Genomic DNA, 15,813 nt, shown 5'->3' on the forward strand with positions numbered 1-15,813 from the left:
TTTTACACATTTTATTTTTGTATGATAGATGATATAACTATTTATTATATATCGGTGTTTTTTATTTAAATTTTATTAGTTAGATTAAATAGAATGCTTAAGAATTTTCTTTATTTTATGATTTACTGTTTTGTGTTAAAGTGATGATATTAATATTAACAAATTTATCATAACTTATGATTAACCATCATTAATTTGTTGAAAGAGTCCATTTTATAGGCTGGGTATTAATTAAATAATAATTAATAAAAATAAGCCTGTGGTATTTACCACAGGCTCCTGGCGTTAGCGATCAAAAGTTTGGTTGATTTTACAACCTAAAATGGATTAAAAATTATTTTCGTTTTATCGTTTTAAATATTTTTGTAGTTTCAGTAATGGCAGTTTCTGCCGGGAAACGTTCCATAGAACTTGTGCCATAAAAACCATGGCAATCAGGGCAATTTTGTAAAATATATTTTGCATCTTCAGGTGTTGCAATAGGACCACCATGGCAAAGTACAATAATATCTTTACGAACAGACTTTGCTGCTGCTGCCCAATCGTTAGTCAGTTTTACGCAATCCTCTAATGTGTGAGTTGTTTTGGCACCAATATCACCACCTGTTGTTAATCCCATATGCGTGACGATAATATAAGCGCCAGCTTCTGTCATGTTTTTAGCATCTATGGGGCACTAAAAACGTAAGGCGTTGTTAATAAATCTTTTTCATGGGCTTGACGAATCAAATCAACTTCTAACGCATATCCCATGCCTATTTCTTCAAGGTTAGCTCGGAAATTATCATCGATCAAACCAACCGTAGGAAAATTTTGTATACCGGCAAATCCCATTATTTTTAAAGAGTCAAGATAGGTATCAAATTGGCAAAATGGGTCGGTACCATTAACACCCGCTAATACCGGAGTATTTTTTACGCCGGTTCAATCCGTTTACGCCATTTCCATAATAATATTGTTGGCGTTACCATAAGCAAGTAAACCCGCCAATGAACCGCTACCAGCCATGCGATAGCGGCCAGAGTTATAAATAACAATCAGATCAATCCCTCCTTTTTTTCACATTGCGCTGATAAACCTGTGCCGGCACCGCCACCGATAATCGGTTGACCATGTGAGATCATCATTTGGAATTTTGCTAATAATGATGCGCGTGTTTGTTTCATTTTCATAACTCCAAATTAATTCATTAGTTCTTGGTGCAATTCTATCACTTGATGACCAAATTCTGCTAAATTGATATGGTAAGGAGTGATTATCAGTTTTCTGTTAGCTATATGGTTTGGTAGTTTAATTTAAATGCATCAATGAAGGCCTGGTTGGCTTGTGGTGACCAAAAAACGCCATCTTCAATATCTAAGGCGGAAAATCCCCCGGTTGGAATAATAAAAGTAACATCGCCTTGACATTTATTGAGCTTTTGCGCAATCCAGAACCCCATCTGATAATTTTCCTCGGCTGCGGTACGCATTAATGTAACTTGGCTATTATGATGATAAAAATGACGATCTTTATATTTATCAGGGATGGTTATTGGACAACCAAAGTTAACCATATCTAATGCACCGCAAGAGATGATACAGGGTGTTTGGGTACGCATGATGGCACCAAAGCGATCATCATCACAGGCAAGTATGTCGTCAAAAAGGTAATCAAAAACTTCAGTAGTTGTTATATCAAGCACGCAATCTAATAATTGGCTATCAACCAGTTTTTCCATTGCTTTGCCACCACTTCCGGTAGCATGAAACACTAAACAGTCATAATGGTTATCTAATTTTTTGGTTAAATGTTGGACACAGGGCGTTGTTACCCCAAACATAGTTAGCGCCAGTGTTGGTTTATTTTTGTTTTCATTTTCATCAGCAGAATTGAAAAGTACCGCGCCTGCAATTTGCGCAGCGGCATTTCTTGAAATTTTACGGGGGATAGTATTCAGGCCAGAAATATCTGTAACTGAGTACATTATGAGATATCACTGGCGCCGATATGGCCTGAAACATCACCAGATGCCATCGTCGAGAGCATTAACTTTGGAATACCGATGGCAAGAGATTGCATTGCAGGTGTAATAAGTGCTGTTCCACCTGAACCACCTAATCCAAGAATAGCTAAAACATTTTTTTGTTGTGAGAGATATTTCTCAAATGCGATTGCCATAGCTGCGATAGCTTTTCCTCTATCTTGGCTAAAGATAACCTCTCTTCCTAAAGGATGATAGCTGGCAATAGTTTCAGCACTAATATCCGCTTTATTATTCAAATTGTTAGGATTAGTACTTAAATCAACAATATTTACCGCTAAGCCAGTTTTTTTATAAGTTGACTAACATAAAAAATTTCGATTGCCTTGGTATCGAGTGTTGCGGCAATGTAAATATAACTTCGATGTTCCTTCATCATAAATCTTTGATTGTTTGCTGACTTGGATGGGAGTATTATAGGGGCAAAAAAAGTAAGCTATCATTTATGCTTTTTATAAATTGAGATATTAGTCTCGATTTATTTTTAGTTCTTTAGCGTTATATTGTTTTTTTATACAGTAAATTCTAATTATAAAAGTTATCGTAAAGGTGGTGTTTAAATCCATTTTGGTTAGTAATAAAGGATAAATTTTATGACGTCAATTGATTTTACTTCACAATATACTGGCACCAGGAAACGAACTTTTAACCGATTAATTTCTACCGCATTGAGCTTGTTTGAAGACGGAAAATTGCCTTCTGTTTCTGAAGTTGCCTCGCATGCTGATGTTTCGAGAGCGACAGCGTATTGTTATTTTCCAACTCATAGTGATCTAGTTTCTGCCATTGTGAGTGAAAGCTTGGGCCCTATTTTAACTTGGTTGCCTGATAGCCAAAAAACTGAAGATCGGCTCCAATAATTATTGTTATTGCCTATCCGAGGATGTTTCAATATGAAGGGGCGCTTTAAGGCTGCATTACAAGTTTCTTTGCAGCAATGGGCGGCAGCTCGCTCATCAACAATCAATGAAGAAAAACGGTTAGTTCGGGGACATCGGAAAGATATTTTGGCGATGATAGTTGAACCTATGAAGGATGATTTTTCCCCAGAAATTATTGAGAAAGTGAAAAGATCGTTTTCCTTTATTTATGGTTCTGAAGTCTTTTTGGTAATGAAAGATATCTGGAATATGGCCAATGCGGAGGTAATAAAAATTAACCAATGGATAGCAACAGCGATTTATAATCAAGCCATAAAAGATAATGAAAAAAACCAATAGGTCTGTTTGTTAGCTAGTAATCTTCATTTAGTGTGTCAGGAGTGGAGTTGTTAAAGTAAAAAATCGATATCAACACTGAATGGAAGCCATATGATTAGTGGATAAGATATCTAATCTCGATCCACTAATCGTTATAAATTATAGTTCTGGCAGATTACGGCCGTAATAAATTTCTTGCATCTCTTTTTTTAACAGATAAGTAATCTGTTTTTTTTTTTCTCAACAGCCAGCTGTTCTGCGGTTGTATTAAACAAATAGTTATTAAGATTAAGCTCAAAGTTTTTTAGCATCATTTTAGTATGGAAAAGATTTTCCTGATAGAGGTTAACATCTATCATATAGTACTGAGACTGAAATTCTTCTGGCATATAATTTTGGATGGAATTTATTTCGTGATCAATATAGAGTTTGATGCCATTAACATCGCGCGTAAAATCACGAACACGATAATCAATAGTAACAATATCTGATTCAAGTTGATGAATAAGATAGTTAAGAGTTTTTAATGGCGAAATTACGCCACAAGTGGAAACTTCGATATCCGCTCTAAAAGTGCATATACCATCCTCTGGATGGCTTTCTGGGTAAGTGTGAACACAATATGACTTTTATCCAGATGAGCAACAATAGAATCGGGTAATGGTCCAGGATTTTCAGTGTTATCTACATCTTTTGGATTTGTTGAATTTGCACTGATCAAAATGGTAACGCTGGCACCTTGAAGCTTATCATAATCCTGACGGGCAATATTCGAGATATTGGCGTCAATAATAGAGCAGGTTTCGGTAAGGATTTCAGTCAAGCGTGTTGCATTATATTGTTCATCAATATAATGCCAAATAACTATGGCGATCTGCTGCTGTTTTGGCATAACAGATATCATATATACAGAAACTTAGGCTTTTAGTTAAATTGTTAAAGCCATGTAATTTCAATTTTTGCAATTTATTTCACCACCTCCTATTGAGTAAAACTAAACTTTTTTAGCGAGTAAATCCAGTAAGTACCGTGGTAAAGCGAAGCTGGCTAGATACAGTGCTGGTGTAATAGCGACAAATAATTTCTGCTTTTTTAAAACGATTTTCCAATATTTGCAAGGTTATTTGACGTAATTTTGCTGTTTGGCTTGCCCAGGCAAAGGTCATCATACCCCCATAGTAAGACGGTATAGCGGCTTGATAAAAGCTGCAATCATTAAAGTAATTAGATAGTTTTTTATAACTATTAATCACTTTATCTTGTTGCAAGAAACAAACATCATTTTGTGCAACAAAAATGCCATTTTCATTCAGGCAGTTGACACAAATTTGAGGTAAATAAGCCTTCTCCTGGTCCGATAGGATCGGTGCAATCAGAAATGATAAGGTCAAATTTTGCTGGGTTGTTTTAACGAAATTGACGCATTATCAATGACTAATTTAAAATGCGGATCATTATAAGCGGCTGCATTATGATTGGGTAGATATTGGCGACAAAATTCCACTACACCCGCATCAATTTCTACCATAGTGATGTTTTCTAAATATTGATGGCGACATACTTCACGTAGCATTCCTCCATCACCCCCGCCAATTATTAGTACTTTTTAGCGCAGCCATGGGCAAATAGAGGGACATGAGTCATCATTTAGTGATATACAAATTCATCCTGTTCAGTTGTTTGTACTACGCCATCAAGAGCCATAATCCGGGCCCCATCTCAGCATTTTCAAAAATAATCAGATTTTGGTAAGCTGTTTTATTATGGTACAGTATATTATCGATAGTAAAATATTGACCATACATTATGGTGGAGTATTTCGAGCCAAATTTCTTTTTTTGACATACTTGTCTTCTAACAGAATTAAAAAAGCGTAGCTAATAATTTGTTTCGTTTCAATGGTCAGCGGTCAGCTAGAAATTTCTTATCTAAATGGACGAAAGAAAGTATTTATTTTACATAGGCAAATAGTGCTAAAGCGTCATTGGCAAGCACCCGGCATTTCTTTTTACGAGGGATAGGGATTTTTTTTAAGTCATCATAACTCTCTTCATTTAATTTTGCCATGGCACTTTTGTCGTAATTACTTATATCCCAATGATTACTCTGGGCAAAATAGAAGATTGCTCTTTCAATTTCGTGATCAGGAATTTGTGAGTAACCACAATCATGCTTTAAAAATATATAAACAGCTGTTAAATCAGCTAGATTTTCTGTTTCATTTATTGATAGGGCAAATGCTTTGGTTGAAAAAACAAACCAAAAAAGCAGAGTTATATGTGAAATAAAAATAATTTTACGCATTCAGTTATTTGTATAATTTAAATATCAATTTATTCTATTAATAGTTATAGCACTATTATGTATACTTTTTTTTAGCAAAACTAGATAAATATATTGTCATAGTAGATAAAAAATATTGGCTTGACTTTCTCCAGAAGTGGAACCTCTATATTTTAGTGAAATTATCTATTTTCTACCATTTCACTTCTATACCTTATCTTATTAGGGGCTAATAATAAAGGAGCAAGCTATATTGCGTCGGGATTTTATGAAACTGGCAGCGGCAATAGGTTCAGTAAGCTTATTACCAACCTAGAGTCGCGCTGCATTGTCTGCAACTCAATATCCTTCTTTACCTATTCCACTATTATTATGGCCGGATAATTATGGCAAAATTAAGATCCTGGTTACGCAAGGTAAAACGCAATTTTTACCAGCAAAATCAGCGCTAACATGGGGTTATAATGGATCGTTATTAGGACCAACTATTAAGCTTAAATCAGGCCAGCGTGTCACTATTGATATTGATAATCAGTTATCCGAGGCTACCGCATTGCATTGGCACGGACTAAAGATCCCCGGCGAGGTTGATGGTGGCCCTCATTCGATAATTAAACCAAATTCGGTGAGGAGGGTTAATTTTATGGTTAACCAATCCGAGGCAACTTGTTGGTTTCATCCGCATCCTCATGGCAAAACGGGTTATCAAGTTGCCATGGGGTTGGAGGGTTTAGTATTAATTGAGGATGAGAATAGCCAATCACTCAAATTGCCAAATCAATGGGGCATTAATGATATTCCGGTCATTTTGCAGGATAAACGTTTAAATAGCACAGGGCAGATAGATTATCAGCTTGATGTAATGAGTGCCGCTGTTGGCTGGTTTGGTAATACTATGTTGACTAATGGCGTTGTATTACCCAGACATACAGCACCTAAGGGTTGGTTACGTTTACGTTTTCTTAATGGTTGTAATGCCAGAAGTTTAAATCTGGCAACCAGTGATGGACGTAAAATATATGTTATTGTTAGTGATGGTGGATTGTTAAATGAACCTGTTGCAGTCGATCAATTACCGATGATAAGTGCCGAACGCTTTGAGGTACTGATAGATGCCTCGAATGGTAAAGCGTTTGATATTGTTACATTGCCCGTCAAACAAATGGCTATGACAATTGCACCTTTTGATCAGCCGCTAGCCTTGTTGCATATTGAGCCTGGATTGAATGCGAGAGCGACTTTCTTACCTGATAGCTTAGCTTCTATTGCCTTATTGCCTGATTTGGCTGGTATTAAACAGCGTCAATTGCATTTAATGATGGATGCCCGTTTAGATATGCAAGGGATGATGGCGCTGAAAAAACAGTATGGTTAGCAGGTTTTGGCAGGTATGAATATGTATGGCCATCACAATATGATGAATAGCAACGGCAATCATTATATGCAGAATAGTCATCAGCAAGGCAAAGTCATGAATCAACCCCTCGATTTTCAGCATACAAACAGTATTAATGACCGACCTTTTTCAATGAATGAATTGACATTTAATGTCGTTATAGGTCAATATGAACGCTGGCTCATTTCCGGTCGGGGTGACATAATGTTACATCCTTTTCATATTCATGGAACCCAATTTCGGATCCTTAGCGAGAATTGTCAAGCTGTGGCTCCTCACCGACAAGGGTGGAAAGATACTGTACGAGTTGATGGCGATATCAGTGAGGTGCTAGTAAAATTTGATCATGTAGCAACATCCTTATATGGCACATTATCATTTATTAGAGCATGAAGATACAGGCATGATGGTCAGATTCTCTGTTAGCTAAGATATTAACTATTTTATTTATGTTGTTAATCAATATTGAGTGAGGCCATTTTATCGCGTCTTTATTGTCCTTATGTTAGAATCTATGGTTTTTATTTCCATGAATGCCTAAAGTTATGAAACAAATTGTAGAAGTCATGATCTCAGAAGCGGCGGTTAAACAACGTATTGATGAGATGGCAAAAGAGATTGTTAAACATTATAGATCATTGCAAGATGAGTTGGTGTTGGTTGGTCTTTTGAAAGGCTCTTTTATTTTTATGGCTGATTTATGTCGTAAAATTGATATCCCGCATGAAGTCGATTTTATGACAGTATCAAGTTATGGCAATCGGATGACTTCAACTCACGATGTGAAAATTATTAAGGATCTGGATGAAGATATTCGTGGCAAGCATGTTCTGATTGTTGAAGATATTATTGATTCTGGTAATACACTCAAGAAAGTCCGTGAAATTCTAAAATTACGTGACCCTAAATCTGTCGCTACTTGTACGTTATTAGACAAACCTTTTCGACGTGAAGTAGAGGTTCCTGTTGAATGGATTGGTTATGCTATTCAAGAAGAATTTGTTGTTGGTTATGGTATTGACTATGCGCAGCAATATCGACATTTACCCTATATCGGGCATGTTATTTTACTAGACGATTAAACGGTAGTGTTATTTATTAGCTGAAAAAATCGAACGTTAGTTCGATTTTTTGCGGTGTTTATTTTTGCTGGTTTAATTTAGCAATAGCTTGTCGATAAGTGAGTTCAAGTTGTTCACGGCTATTAGCGCTAACATCAAGATCATTGATGTATGCCATTATTTATACCATAGACCCAGCCATGAATGATGACGTTTTGGCTGCGTCGCCAGGCCGGTTGTATTATTGTTGGTAATGACCAAGATTATAAACTTGCTCGATGACATTGAGTTCACATAAACGATTTGCCCGTTCTTGCGGAGCTAGTTCACCTAAAATTGAGCTATGTTTAAACAAGATATCACGCACATGCAATAGCCAGTTATTAATTAGGCCCTGTTCAGTATTATCAATTGTAGCTTCAATACCACCACAACCATAGTGACCACAAATGATAATGTGTTCAACGTTTAGTACGTCAACAGCATATTGGATAACAGATAGGTAATTTAAATCAGTATGTATCACCAAATTGGCGACATGGCGACATTGCAATGGACAAATAGATCGCCTGGTGCTGCTTTAATTAATTTTTCGGCCGGCACCCCAGCTGTCAAAGCAGCCTATCCACAGAAAATGTGGATTTTGAAATTTTGCTAATTCTTTAAAAAAAGAGGTATTTTCTTTGGTTACCGATTCTAACCACTGTAGATTGTTTTCAAACAGTTGTTTAATTTTTTTCATCGTAATTCACGTGGATTAGTTATGTTTAACTGCGATAATAATCATATACAAGATCAATTTATTTTTTAATATTTACTAGCTGTTAGTTATAGTTTAATTGAAAAGGATTGCTAATGGTGTAATTTATTATCATGTATGGAATAAAAATAGATAAGAAAGGTTTTTTATGACTTATGCTTTAGAACTGCTTCAGCTTACAAAAACCTATCCTGGTGGTGTGAAAGCATTAACCGGCATTGATTTACAGGTTGAGGTAGGCGATTTTTATGCCTTACTAGGACCTAATGGTGCTGGTAAGTCAACTACAATTGGTATTATCAGTTCATTAGTCAATAAAACGAGCGGTAAAGTGAGAGTGTTTGGCTATGATCTTGATAAAGACGTGGTGAATGTTAAGAGTCAATTGGGACTAGTGCCACAAGAGTTTAATTTTAATCCGTTTGAAACGGTATTACAGATAGTGCTGAATCAAGCAGGTTATTATGGGGTTCCGCGTTCGTTAGCCTTGTCTCGAGCAGAAATGTATCTTTCTCAATTGGCTTTGTGGAATAAACGTAATGAGCCTGCGCGAGATCTCTCCGGTGGCATGAAACGACGTTTAATGATTGCTCGCGCATTAATGCATCAACCAAAGTTATTAATTTTGGATGAACCAACCGCAGGGGTCGATATTGAGCTGCGCCGTTCGATGTGGAGTTTTTTAAAGACTTTAAACGCGCAAGGCACCACCATTATTTTAACGACCCATTATCTGGAAGAAGCGGAAATGTTATGTCGTAATATTGGTATTATTCAATATGGAGAATTGATTGAGAATACCAGTATGAAAAAACTACTTAATCAGTTGGAGTCAGAGACGTTTATTTTTGATATGGCGCCAAAAAGTCCTATTCCTAAATTAGATGGTTATAAATTCAGGCTGGTAGATACTTCAACACTAGAAGTTGATGTATTTCGAGATCAAGGCATGAATGGTTTATTTAACCAATTTTCTGAGCACGGAATACAGATAACCAGTATGCGTAATAAGGTAAATCGTTTGGAGGAATTATTTGTTGGTTTAATGAATAAATAGCATCCACTATCGATAAAGTAAGGGGAAAATAGATGACTCAGCTCTACTGGGTGGCGATGAAAACCATCTGGATTAAAGAAATAACACGTTTTGCGCGTATTTGGGTACAAACTTTACTACCACCAGTGATCACTATGTCGCTCTATTTTATTATCTTTGGTAGTTTAATTGGTTCAAGAATTGGCAATATGGATGGCGTTAATTACATGCAGTTTATTGTTCCTGGCTTGATTATGATGTCAGTGATCACTAACGCTTATGCTAATGTTTGCTCTTCTTTTTTTGGTGCAAAATTCCAAAAAAGCATTGAAGAATTGCTGGTTTCTCCAGTTCCCACCCATATTGTGATAATTGGTTTTGTTGGCGGTGGAGTTGTTAGAGGGGTATTGGTTGGTCTTTTGGTCACCTTGGTTTCGCTCTTTTTTGTCCCATTACATATTTATTCATTATGGGTGGTAATTATTACTGTATTAATGATAGCAATTTTATTTTCATTAGCTGGATTGGTGAACGCGATATTTGCCAAAACATTTGATGATATTAGCATTATTCCTACCTTTGTCTTAACACCATTAACGTATTTAGGTGGTGTTTTTTATTCTTTGTCACTTTTGCCTGAATTTTGGCAAATGGTATCTAAGCTTAATCCGATTGTCTATATGATCAGCGGGTTACGTTATGGATTTCTTGGCATTAGCGATGTTGAATTATCTATTACCTTATCAGTATTAGTGATTTTCATTGTTATCTTATATACCATAACTTGGTACTTAATTGAAAAAGGACGAGGATTAAGAACGTAATCACTAGTGCACAGTGCGATAAATATATAAGGAATTGAGCTATTTTTTAGCGCTTCTGCTGAATTTTCTTTATGTTGCTGTTATGGTTTTTGTTTTTTCTGATAATGTTGCTTAGTTTTATAGATAATGGTAAAAGTTTATAATGGCGTGTCGTGTGGCAGGCGTAAATAAAAATAATAAAAAAATTCAGCTTAATTTTAAGGTGTTGGAACCGATAGTAGTTTATCTATTTCTATAGTAATTTGTTTTCTATTATAATTTGAATTTAATTTTTTAACTGTAAAAAGTTTATAAACGTCGATTATTTGTTTTATTTTAAAAACTATCTATTTTTTTATTTTATGCTGTTAATTTTTTTACTGTAAGCTGGTGAATATTTTAAATTATTACACTAACATAAGTTAAGTCCAACTCTTTTTTAGCAACGGTATAGTATAATGGCAACCATTAATACCTTTGCTATTACCAGATGTTAATTATTTTTCTCGAAAATTTTTTCATTTAAATCTCATTTTAGTTACCTATTCATTTTTTCTGACAATATTAGTTGCATACAATTAATAGTTTATTACCTACGGTTGTTGGTTACTAATCGTGTTCAATTTTAAAATGGAAGTTTATTTTTTAAGTTATGCAGTGTTTAATTTACGGTAACAATTTCATTATTAATGAAATTTTATTATTAAATATTACGATCGATATATAGCTTGCCCATAGCCAATTGAATCATTGGCTAAATTACCATAAAATCATCTCATTTTTAGCAACCTGCTGCAATCTATCACTGAGTAATTCACCATCCGGAAAGCGTAGCTGAGGGGCAATTTCTGCTAAGGGATAAAGCACAAATTCTCGTTCTTTAAGGCCATAATGAGGGATAGTTAACTGCGTTGTCTGAATAACCTGTTGGCCATATAATATAATATCCAAATCAAGAGTTCTTGGCCCCCAACGATCGGCTTTACGCACTCTACCATGCATTAATTCAATCGATTGGGTATGTCCAAGTAGGGTTTCTGGCAATAACTCAGTATCTAACGCGATAACGGCATTGAGATAGTCAGGTTGATCTTGTGGCCCCATAGGTTTAGAGCGATAGAAAGAAGAAACGGCAATTGGTTTGGTATTCGGTAATTGCTGCAATTCTCTAATGGCACTTTGTACTTGTTGTAAGGGGTCATCTAGATTGCTGGCAATGGCGATATAAACACGTTGCATATTTAATTAACTCTGTTGTGTTTTATCGGTTTACAGTTGGTGTGATTTCGACGACGTGTCCAGTTACGACGATGAGTCGGTATATTTCCTAGCTCTGAGATCATTTCATGCTGTAGGTTGTTATTGGCTTGTTGAAACTCAGCCCACCAATGAGCCAGTTCTTCTAATTCACGTCGTTGTTCCACGTTGGCTCGTAGCTCCAGGAGATCAAACGCTGCGCGAAATTTTGGATGTTCAAGTAGCTTATCTGCTTTTTTCCCTTGGCGCCGTGGTAGTCGTAATTGTAGCTGCCAGATATCGCGCATTGTTGAAGTAAGCCGTTTAGGGATAGCGATAGAACGGTATTGTTCATCGAGGATATCATTCATTGCGATCGCGAAAGCTTCGTAATAGGGTAAGCCACTTTCCTGAGAAAGCCTTTCGGCATGTTCTACCAGTGGATACCATAACATGGTAGAAAATAAGAATGCAGGATTAACGCGTTTATTATTTTTTATTCGATAATCAGTATTTTGCAGCACCTGATTAATGATAAGTTCCATCGGTGAATCATCATTGGCGGTGAAGTGTCGTTCAACTAACGGAAACAATGATTGAAAGAGACTATAACGCCTTAGTTGTTGATAGGTTTGATAACCTTGACCAGTCTGAAGTAATTTGAGCGACTCTTCAAATAGACGTGCAGAAGGAATGTCTTTTAATAAAAATGCCAGTTGTGGAATAGGCTTGGCAGTTTCAACATCAATTTGCATATTCAGTTTGCAGGCAAATCGAATAGCGCGTAGCATCCTAACGGGATCTTCTCGATAACGAATTTTTGGATCACCTATTAAACGAATAGTGCCGTTTTTTAGATCCTCAAATCCACCAACATAATCGCGTAGGGTAAAATCGTTAATTCGGTAATAAAGGCTATTGATGGTAAAGTCGCGTCGAATGGCATCGTCTTCAATGTTACCAAAAATATTATCTCGCAGTAACATACCACTTTGTGCCTGGTGAGCCATATCTTTATTATTAGTATCAGTTTGTTCATGAGAACCACGAAAAGTAGCAACTTCGATGATTTCATAACCAAACATGATATGCGCTAAACGAAAACGGCGTCCGACTAAACGACAATTACGAAATAATTTGCGAATTTGTTCAGGTGTCGCATTTGTAGTAACGTCAAAGTCTTTAGGTTTTTTACCTAATAGTAAATCTCTGACGCTACCACCGACCAGATAGGCTTCATAGCCAGCATTATTTAGACGATAAAGCACTTTCAGTGCATTGTCACTGATGTCTCTTCGCGAAATAGGATGCTTATCGCGCGGAACTATGGATATTGAAGTATTTATAGCAGAATCGGGTGTAAATTTATCTGCTAATTGAGCACTTTTAATGGTTTTTGTACTCCGATATCTTTTTGTTAGTAAAGCTTTTACCTTAGTTTTGGACTTTGTATCAGTCGCAGAACTATCATAAGATTTCTGTTTATTTCGATTGTTTTTTTCTTCTCGTATCAATAAATTACGACAGAAATTGGCTACCCGGGTAAAAATAATACACCTCGATATCTAATGCGATTTTAGTTAAAAAAATAAATACTAATAATTAATCATATCTTATAGGATTTTTTTTGAGAATGCCTAAGTAGGATAAAAATTACTAATTAATCATAATAGGTAACAATTCTCCCGCCTGGTTGAATGCTATCTAATTGCCAATTTTGCACAGCCTGACTAAGTAATTGTTCAGTACTAAGGTCTTGCCAATTAATAATAGTTGTTTGTGATAAAAAATTTAGAGCGTCAACTAAAATAGGCCTTGGATCATTCATTGGCAGCGGCGGGTATGATTTTGTTTAGAAAGTTTATTATGAGAACGATTTAATACTAGTGGTAAATACACATAATCGGGTTGCGGAAAAGCCAGATAGCGATAGAGAGAAATTTGTCTAACGGTTGGCGCAATGAGATCTGCACCACGAACAACTTCGGTAATACCTTGGTCATGATCGTCAATAACGACAACAAGATTATAAGCAAATAAATTATCTTTTCGAACAATAATGAAATCTTCTTCTGCCAAAGAGCAAGGCGCTACATAATCACCTTGTAATTGATCATAAAAATCATACACCGGTTTTGACTGTATTATTCTCAAAGCTGCGGCAGAACAAGATAAACCAAGATTGCGACAATGAGCGTCGTAATAACCACCAATAGTATTAATACGTTGGCGGGTACAGCTACAGTAATAGCAGCCATGGTACTGCTTTAGCTGAGTTAAAATGTCACAGTAAATATCATGGCGTTGTGATTGATAGATTATTTTACCATCCCAATGTAAGCCATAATGGTCTAATGTTTTTAAAATGCGAGAAGCAGCACCCGGCACTTCTCTAGTGGTATCGATGTCATCGATCCTAACATACCACTTTCCTTGCTTTTTTTTAGCTTGTAGGTAGCTACCAAGCGTAGTAACTAACGAGCCAAAAGGGAGATCACCTGTGGGTGACGGAGCAAAGCGTCCAATATAAGGTGGAATGCTAGTAATTATTGAATTACTCATTTATTTCAAAAGGATACGGTACACTTTTGTGTACCGTATTTTTATGGTGTAAGATGATTGGCTAACCCGCCATCTGTTTTTCACGCATTTCAGCTAATGTTTTGCAATCAATGCATAAATCAGCTGTTGGACGAGCTTCTAAGCGGCGGATACCAATTTCAATCCCACAGCTTTCACAATAACCAAAATCTTCATCATCAACTTTTTTTAACGTCTTCTCGATTTTTTTAATCAATTTACGTTCGCGATCGCGATTACGTAACTCAAGGCTAAATTCCTCTTCCTGTACCGCTCTATCAACGGGATCAGGGAAATTTGCCGCTTCATCCTGCATATGAGTTACAGTGCGGTCGACTTCATCTCTGAGTTGATTGCGCCATGTTTCGAGAATGCGCTTAAAATGTGCCAATTGGGCATCGTTCATGTACTCTTCGCCAGACTTTTCTTGGTAAGGATCTACCCCAGCGATGGCGAGAATGCTTAAGGACGAGGTTTTAGGTTTTTGCCCTTCTTGCATAATGCTTCTCCTACACACGCAATATTCAAAAGAAACCCTCAAGGGGGAAAAAATAAGGCCGCTATAAATAACAGAACACTCTAAACTTGGCAATGGTTCTTACAATTCGTTTTACTGTACCAGGGTGATGCGCGTGTTATCTGCCTTTATTTGTATGTAAAACGAATTTTGCCTAAAAGAATATAATAGCTTGGTTTATTGAATAAATGGTATTTTTTATCCATTGCTAGCCCTTTTTCTGATATTTTAATCTGATAGCAGAGTATTTCAATACCAACATTTGTTGCTTGCTGTAAGAGCGCAGCATATTGACAATCAATATGGCTTGCAACGGACATTTTCTTTATACCAGTATGAAGTACGGCAAAGAACAAAACTGCTCTTTCGCCTCGTTCGGCTATCAAGGATAGTTCACGTAAATGTTTTTGTCCTCTTATTGTAACAGCATCAGGAAAATAACCGATATTATTTTCTAGTAAGGTGACTGATTTTACTTCAATATAGCAATTAACTTGCTATTTTTTCTTTAGAAGGAGATCGATTCGACTATTTTCGTCGCCATATTTCACTTCCCGGCTAATGTTATCATAATCGGATAATTCCGGAATTTTATTTTCCGCTATAAATTGACTAATTAAATCATTTGCTCGATGTGTGTTAACACACATCCAATCGCCAGTTTGTGTTTGTGTCAATTCCCAGCTATGTGGATATTTTCGCTTAATATTATTAGATGTTGAGTACCAAACTGTGTCTCCGGGTGTTGTACAGCCTGTCATCGCACCTGTATTGGCGCAATGAATGGTTAGTAATTTACCTGCGGGTGTAATAACATCAGCAAGAAAACGTTTATAACGCTTTACTAATTGGGCTGATTCTAGTGGCGGGAACCAATACATTGCTAGCTACTCCGGTTGTGATAGACACGGCTAAAGGC

Annotated in this window: 11 protein-coding genes and 8 pseudogenes; 6 read left to right on the plus strand and 13 right to left on the minus strand. The window is 36.3% G+C overall.

The features are described 5' to 3' along the window. Nucleotides 1-334: 334 nt before the first annotated feature. The 4 genes and pseudogenes from ARADI_RS21870 to ARADI_RS13795 all read right to left on the minus strand — a co-directional run bounded on the left by ARADI_RS21870 (nucleotide 335) and on the right by ARADI_RS13795 (nucleotide 2,399). Nucleotides 335-655 (minus strand): phosphoenolpyruvate hydrolase family protein, encoded by a 321-nt coding sequence (locus tag ARADI_RS21870; RefSeq protein WP_439647130.1) that lies wholly within the window; start codon nucleotides 653-655, stop codon nucleotides 335-337. Nucleotides 656-666: 11 nt separating this feature from the next. After that, nucleotides 667-1,008, minus strand: a pseudogene (locus ARADI_RS21875) (phosphoenolpyruvate hydrolase family protein). 29 nt (nucleotides 1,009-1,037) lie between these two features. Continuing rightward, complete coding sequence (locus ARADI_RS21880) at nucleotides 1,038-1,166, minus strand: hypothetical protein (protein WP_439647131.1); 129 nt, start codon at nucleotides 1,164-1,166, stop codon at nucleotides 1,038-1,040. A 15-nt stretch (nucleotides 1,167-1,181) separates the two neighbouring features. After that, nucleotides 1,182-2,399: pseudogene (locus tag ARADI_RS13795) on the minus strand (Tm-1-like ATP-binding domain-containing protein). Nucleotides 2,400-2,616: 217 nt separating this feature from the next. Here ARADI_RS13795 and ARADI_RS21250 point away from each other — a divergent pair. Both ARADI_RS21250 and ARADI_RS21255 read left to right on the plus strand, forming a co-directional pair. Then, the gene (locus ARADI_RS21250) at nucleotides 2,617-2,883 is read left to right on the plus strand and encodes a TetR/AcrR family transcriptional regulator (protein WP_369407035.1); all 267 of its coding nucleotides are present in this window, start codon (nucleotides 2,617-2,619) and stop codon (nucleotides 2,881-2,883) included. A 33-nt stretch (nucleotides 2,884-2,916) separates the two neighbouring features. Further along, nucleotides 2,917-3,243: a hypothetical protein gene (locus ARADI_RS21255; RefSeq protein ID WP_369407036.1), complete on the plus strand. Its 327-nt coding sequence runs from the start codon at nucleotides 2,917-2,919 to the stop codon at nucleotides 3,241-3,243. Nucleotides 3,244-3,381: 138 nt separating this feature from the next. Here ARADI_RS21255 and speD read toward each other — a convergent pair. From speD to ARADI_RS13815, 3 genes and pseudogenes are all read right to left on the minus strand, one after another. Beyond that, nucleotides 3,382-4,187, minus strand: a pseudogene (gene speD / locus ARADI_RS13805) (adenosylmethionine decarboxylase). Between the two features lie 179 nt (nucleotides 4,188-4,366). Then, nucleotides 4,367-5,067, minus strand: a pseudogene (gene speE / locus ARADI_RS21260) (polyamine aminopropyltransferase); the annotation flags it as partial. A 105-nt stretch (nucleotides 5,068-5,172) separates the two neighbouring features. Continuing rightward, nucleotides 5,173-5,526 (minus strand): YacC family pilotin-like protein, encoded by a 354-nt coding sequence (locus ARADI_RS13815; protein ID WP_119712395.1) that lies wholly within the window; start codon nucleotides 5,524-5,526, stop codon nucleotides 5,173-5,175. Between the two features lie 229 nt (nucleotides 5,527-5,755). Here ARADI_RS13815 and cueO point away from each other — a divergent pair. Both cueO and hpt read left to right on the plus strand, forming a co-directional pair. Then, nucleotides 5,756-7,331, plus strand: a pseudogene (cueO, locus tag ARADI_RS13820) (multicopper oxidase CueO). A gap of 115 nt (nucleotides 7,332-7,446) precedes the next feature. Beyond that, complete coding sequence (hpt, locus tag ARADI_RS13825; protein WP_119712525.1) at nucleotides 7,447-7,983, plus strand: hypoxanthine phosphoribosyltransferase; 537 nt, start codon at nucleotides 7,447-7,449, stop codon at nucleotides 7,981-7,983. A gap of 58 nt (nucleotides 7,984-8,041) precedes the next feature. Here hpt and can read toward each other — a convergent pair. Further along, nucleotides 8,042-8,704 (minus strand): annotated as a pseudogene (gene can, locus ARADI_RS13830) (carbonate dehydratase). Between the two features lie 166 nt (nucleotides 8,705-8,870). On the opposite strand from can, the gene ARADI_RS13835 reads away from it, so the two are divergent. Together ARADI_RS13835 and ARADI_RS13840 are read left to right on the plus strand one after the other, a co-directional pair. After that, nucleotides 8,871-9,779 (plus strand): ABC transporter ATP-binding protein, encoded by a 909-nt coding sequence (locus ARADI_RS13835; protein ID WP_119712396.1) that lies wholly within the window; start codon nucleotides 8,871-8,873, stop codon nucleotides 9,777-9,779. 32 nt (nucleotides 9,780-9,811) lie between these two features. Then, nucleotides 9,812-10,582, plus strand: coding sequence for an ABC transporter permease (locus ARADI_RS13840; protein ID WP_119712397.1), 771 nt, complete (start codon nucleotides 9,812-9,814; stop codon nucleotides 10,580-10,582). A gap of 738 nt (nucleotides 10,583-11,320) precedes the next feature. Here ARADI_RS13840 and folK read toward each other — a convergent pair. The 5 genes and pseudogenes from folK to sfsA all read right to left on the minus strand — a co-directional run bounded on the left by folK (nucleotide 11,321) and on the right by sfsA (nucleotide 15,775). Further along, entirely contained in the window at nucleotides 11,321-11,800 is a 480-nt protein-coding gene (folK, locus tag ARADI_RS13845) for a 2-amino-4-hydroxy-6-hydroxymethyldihydropteridine diphosphokinase (protein WP_119712398.1), read from the minus strand. Nucleotides 11,801-11,802: 2 nt separating this feature from the next. Next, complete coding sequence (gene pcnB, locus ARADI_RS13850; RefSeq protein ID WP_439647138.1) at nucleotides 11,803-13,143, minus strand: polynucleotide adenylyltransferase PcnB; 1,341 nt, start codon at nucleotides 13,141-13,143, stop codon at nucleotides 11,803-11,805. Nucleotides 13,144-13,457: 314 nt separating this feature from the next. Then, nucleotides 13,458-14,359 (minus strand): annotated as a pseudogene (gene gluQRS / locus ARADI_RS13855) (tRNA glutamyl-Q(34) synthetase GluQRS). 61 nt (nucleotides 14,360-14,420) lie between these two features. After that, nucleotides 14,421-14,876, minus strand: coding sequence for an RNA polymerase-binding protein DksA (gene dksA, locus ARADI_RS13860; protein WP_119712400.1), 456 nt, complete (start codon nucleotides 14,874-14,876; stop codon nucleotides 14,421-14,423). A 146-nt stretch (nucleotides 14,877-15,022) separates the two neighbouring features. Next, nucleotides 15,023-15,775, minus strand: a pseudogene (sfsA, locus tag ARADI_RS13865) (DNA/RNA nuclease SfsA). Between the last annotated feature and the right edge of the window lie 38 nt (nucleotides 15,776-15,813).

The organism is Arsenophonus endosymbiont of Aleurodicus floccissimus, assembly GCF_900343025.1.
Lineage (GTDB): Bacteria > Pseudomonadota > Gammaproteobacteria > Enterobacterales > Enterobacteriaceae > Arsenophonus.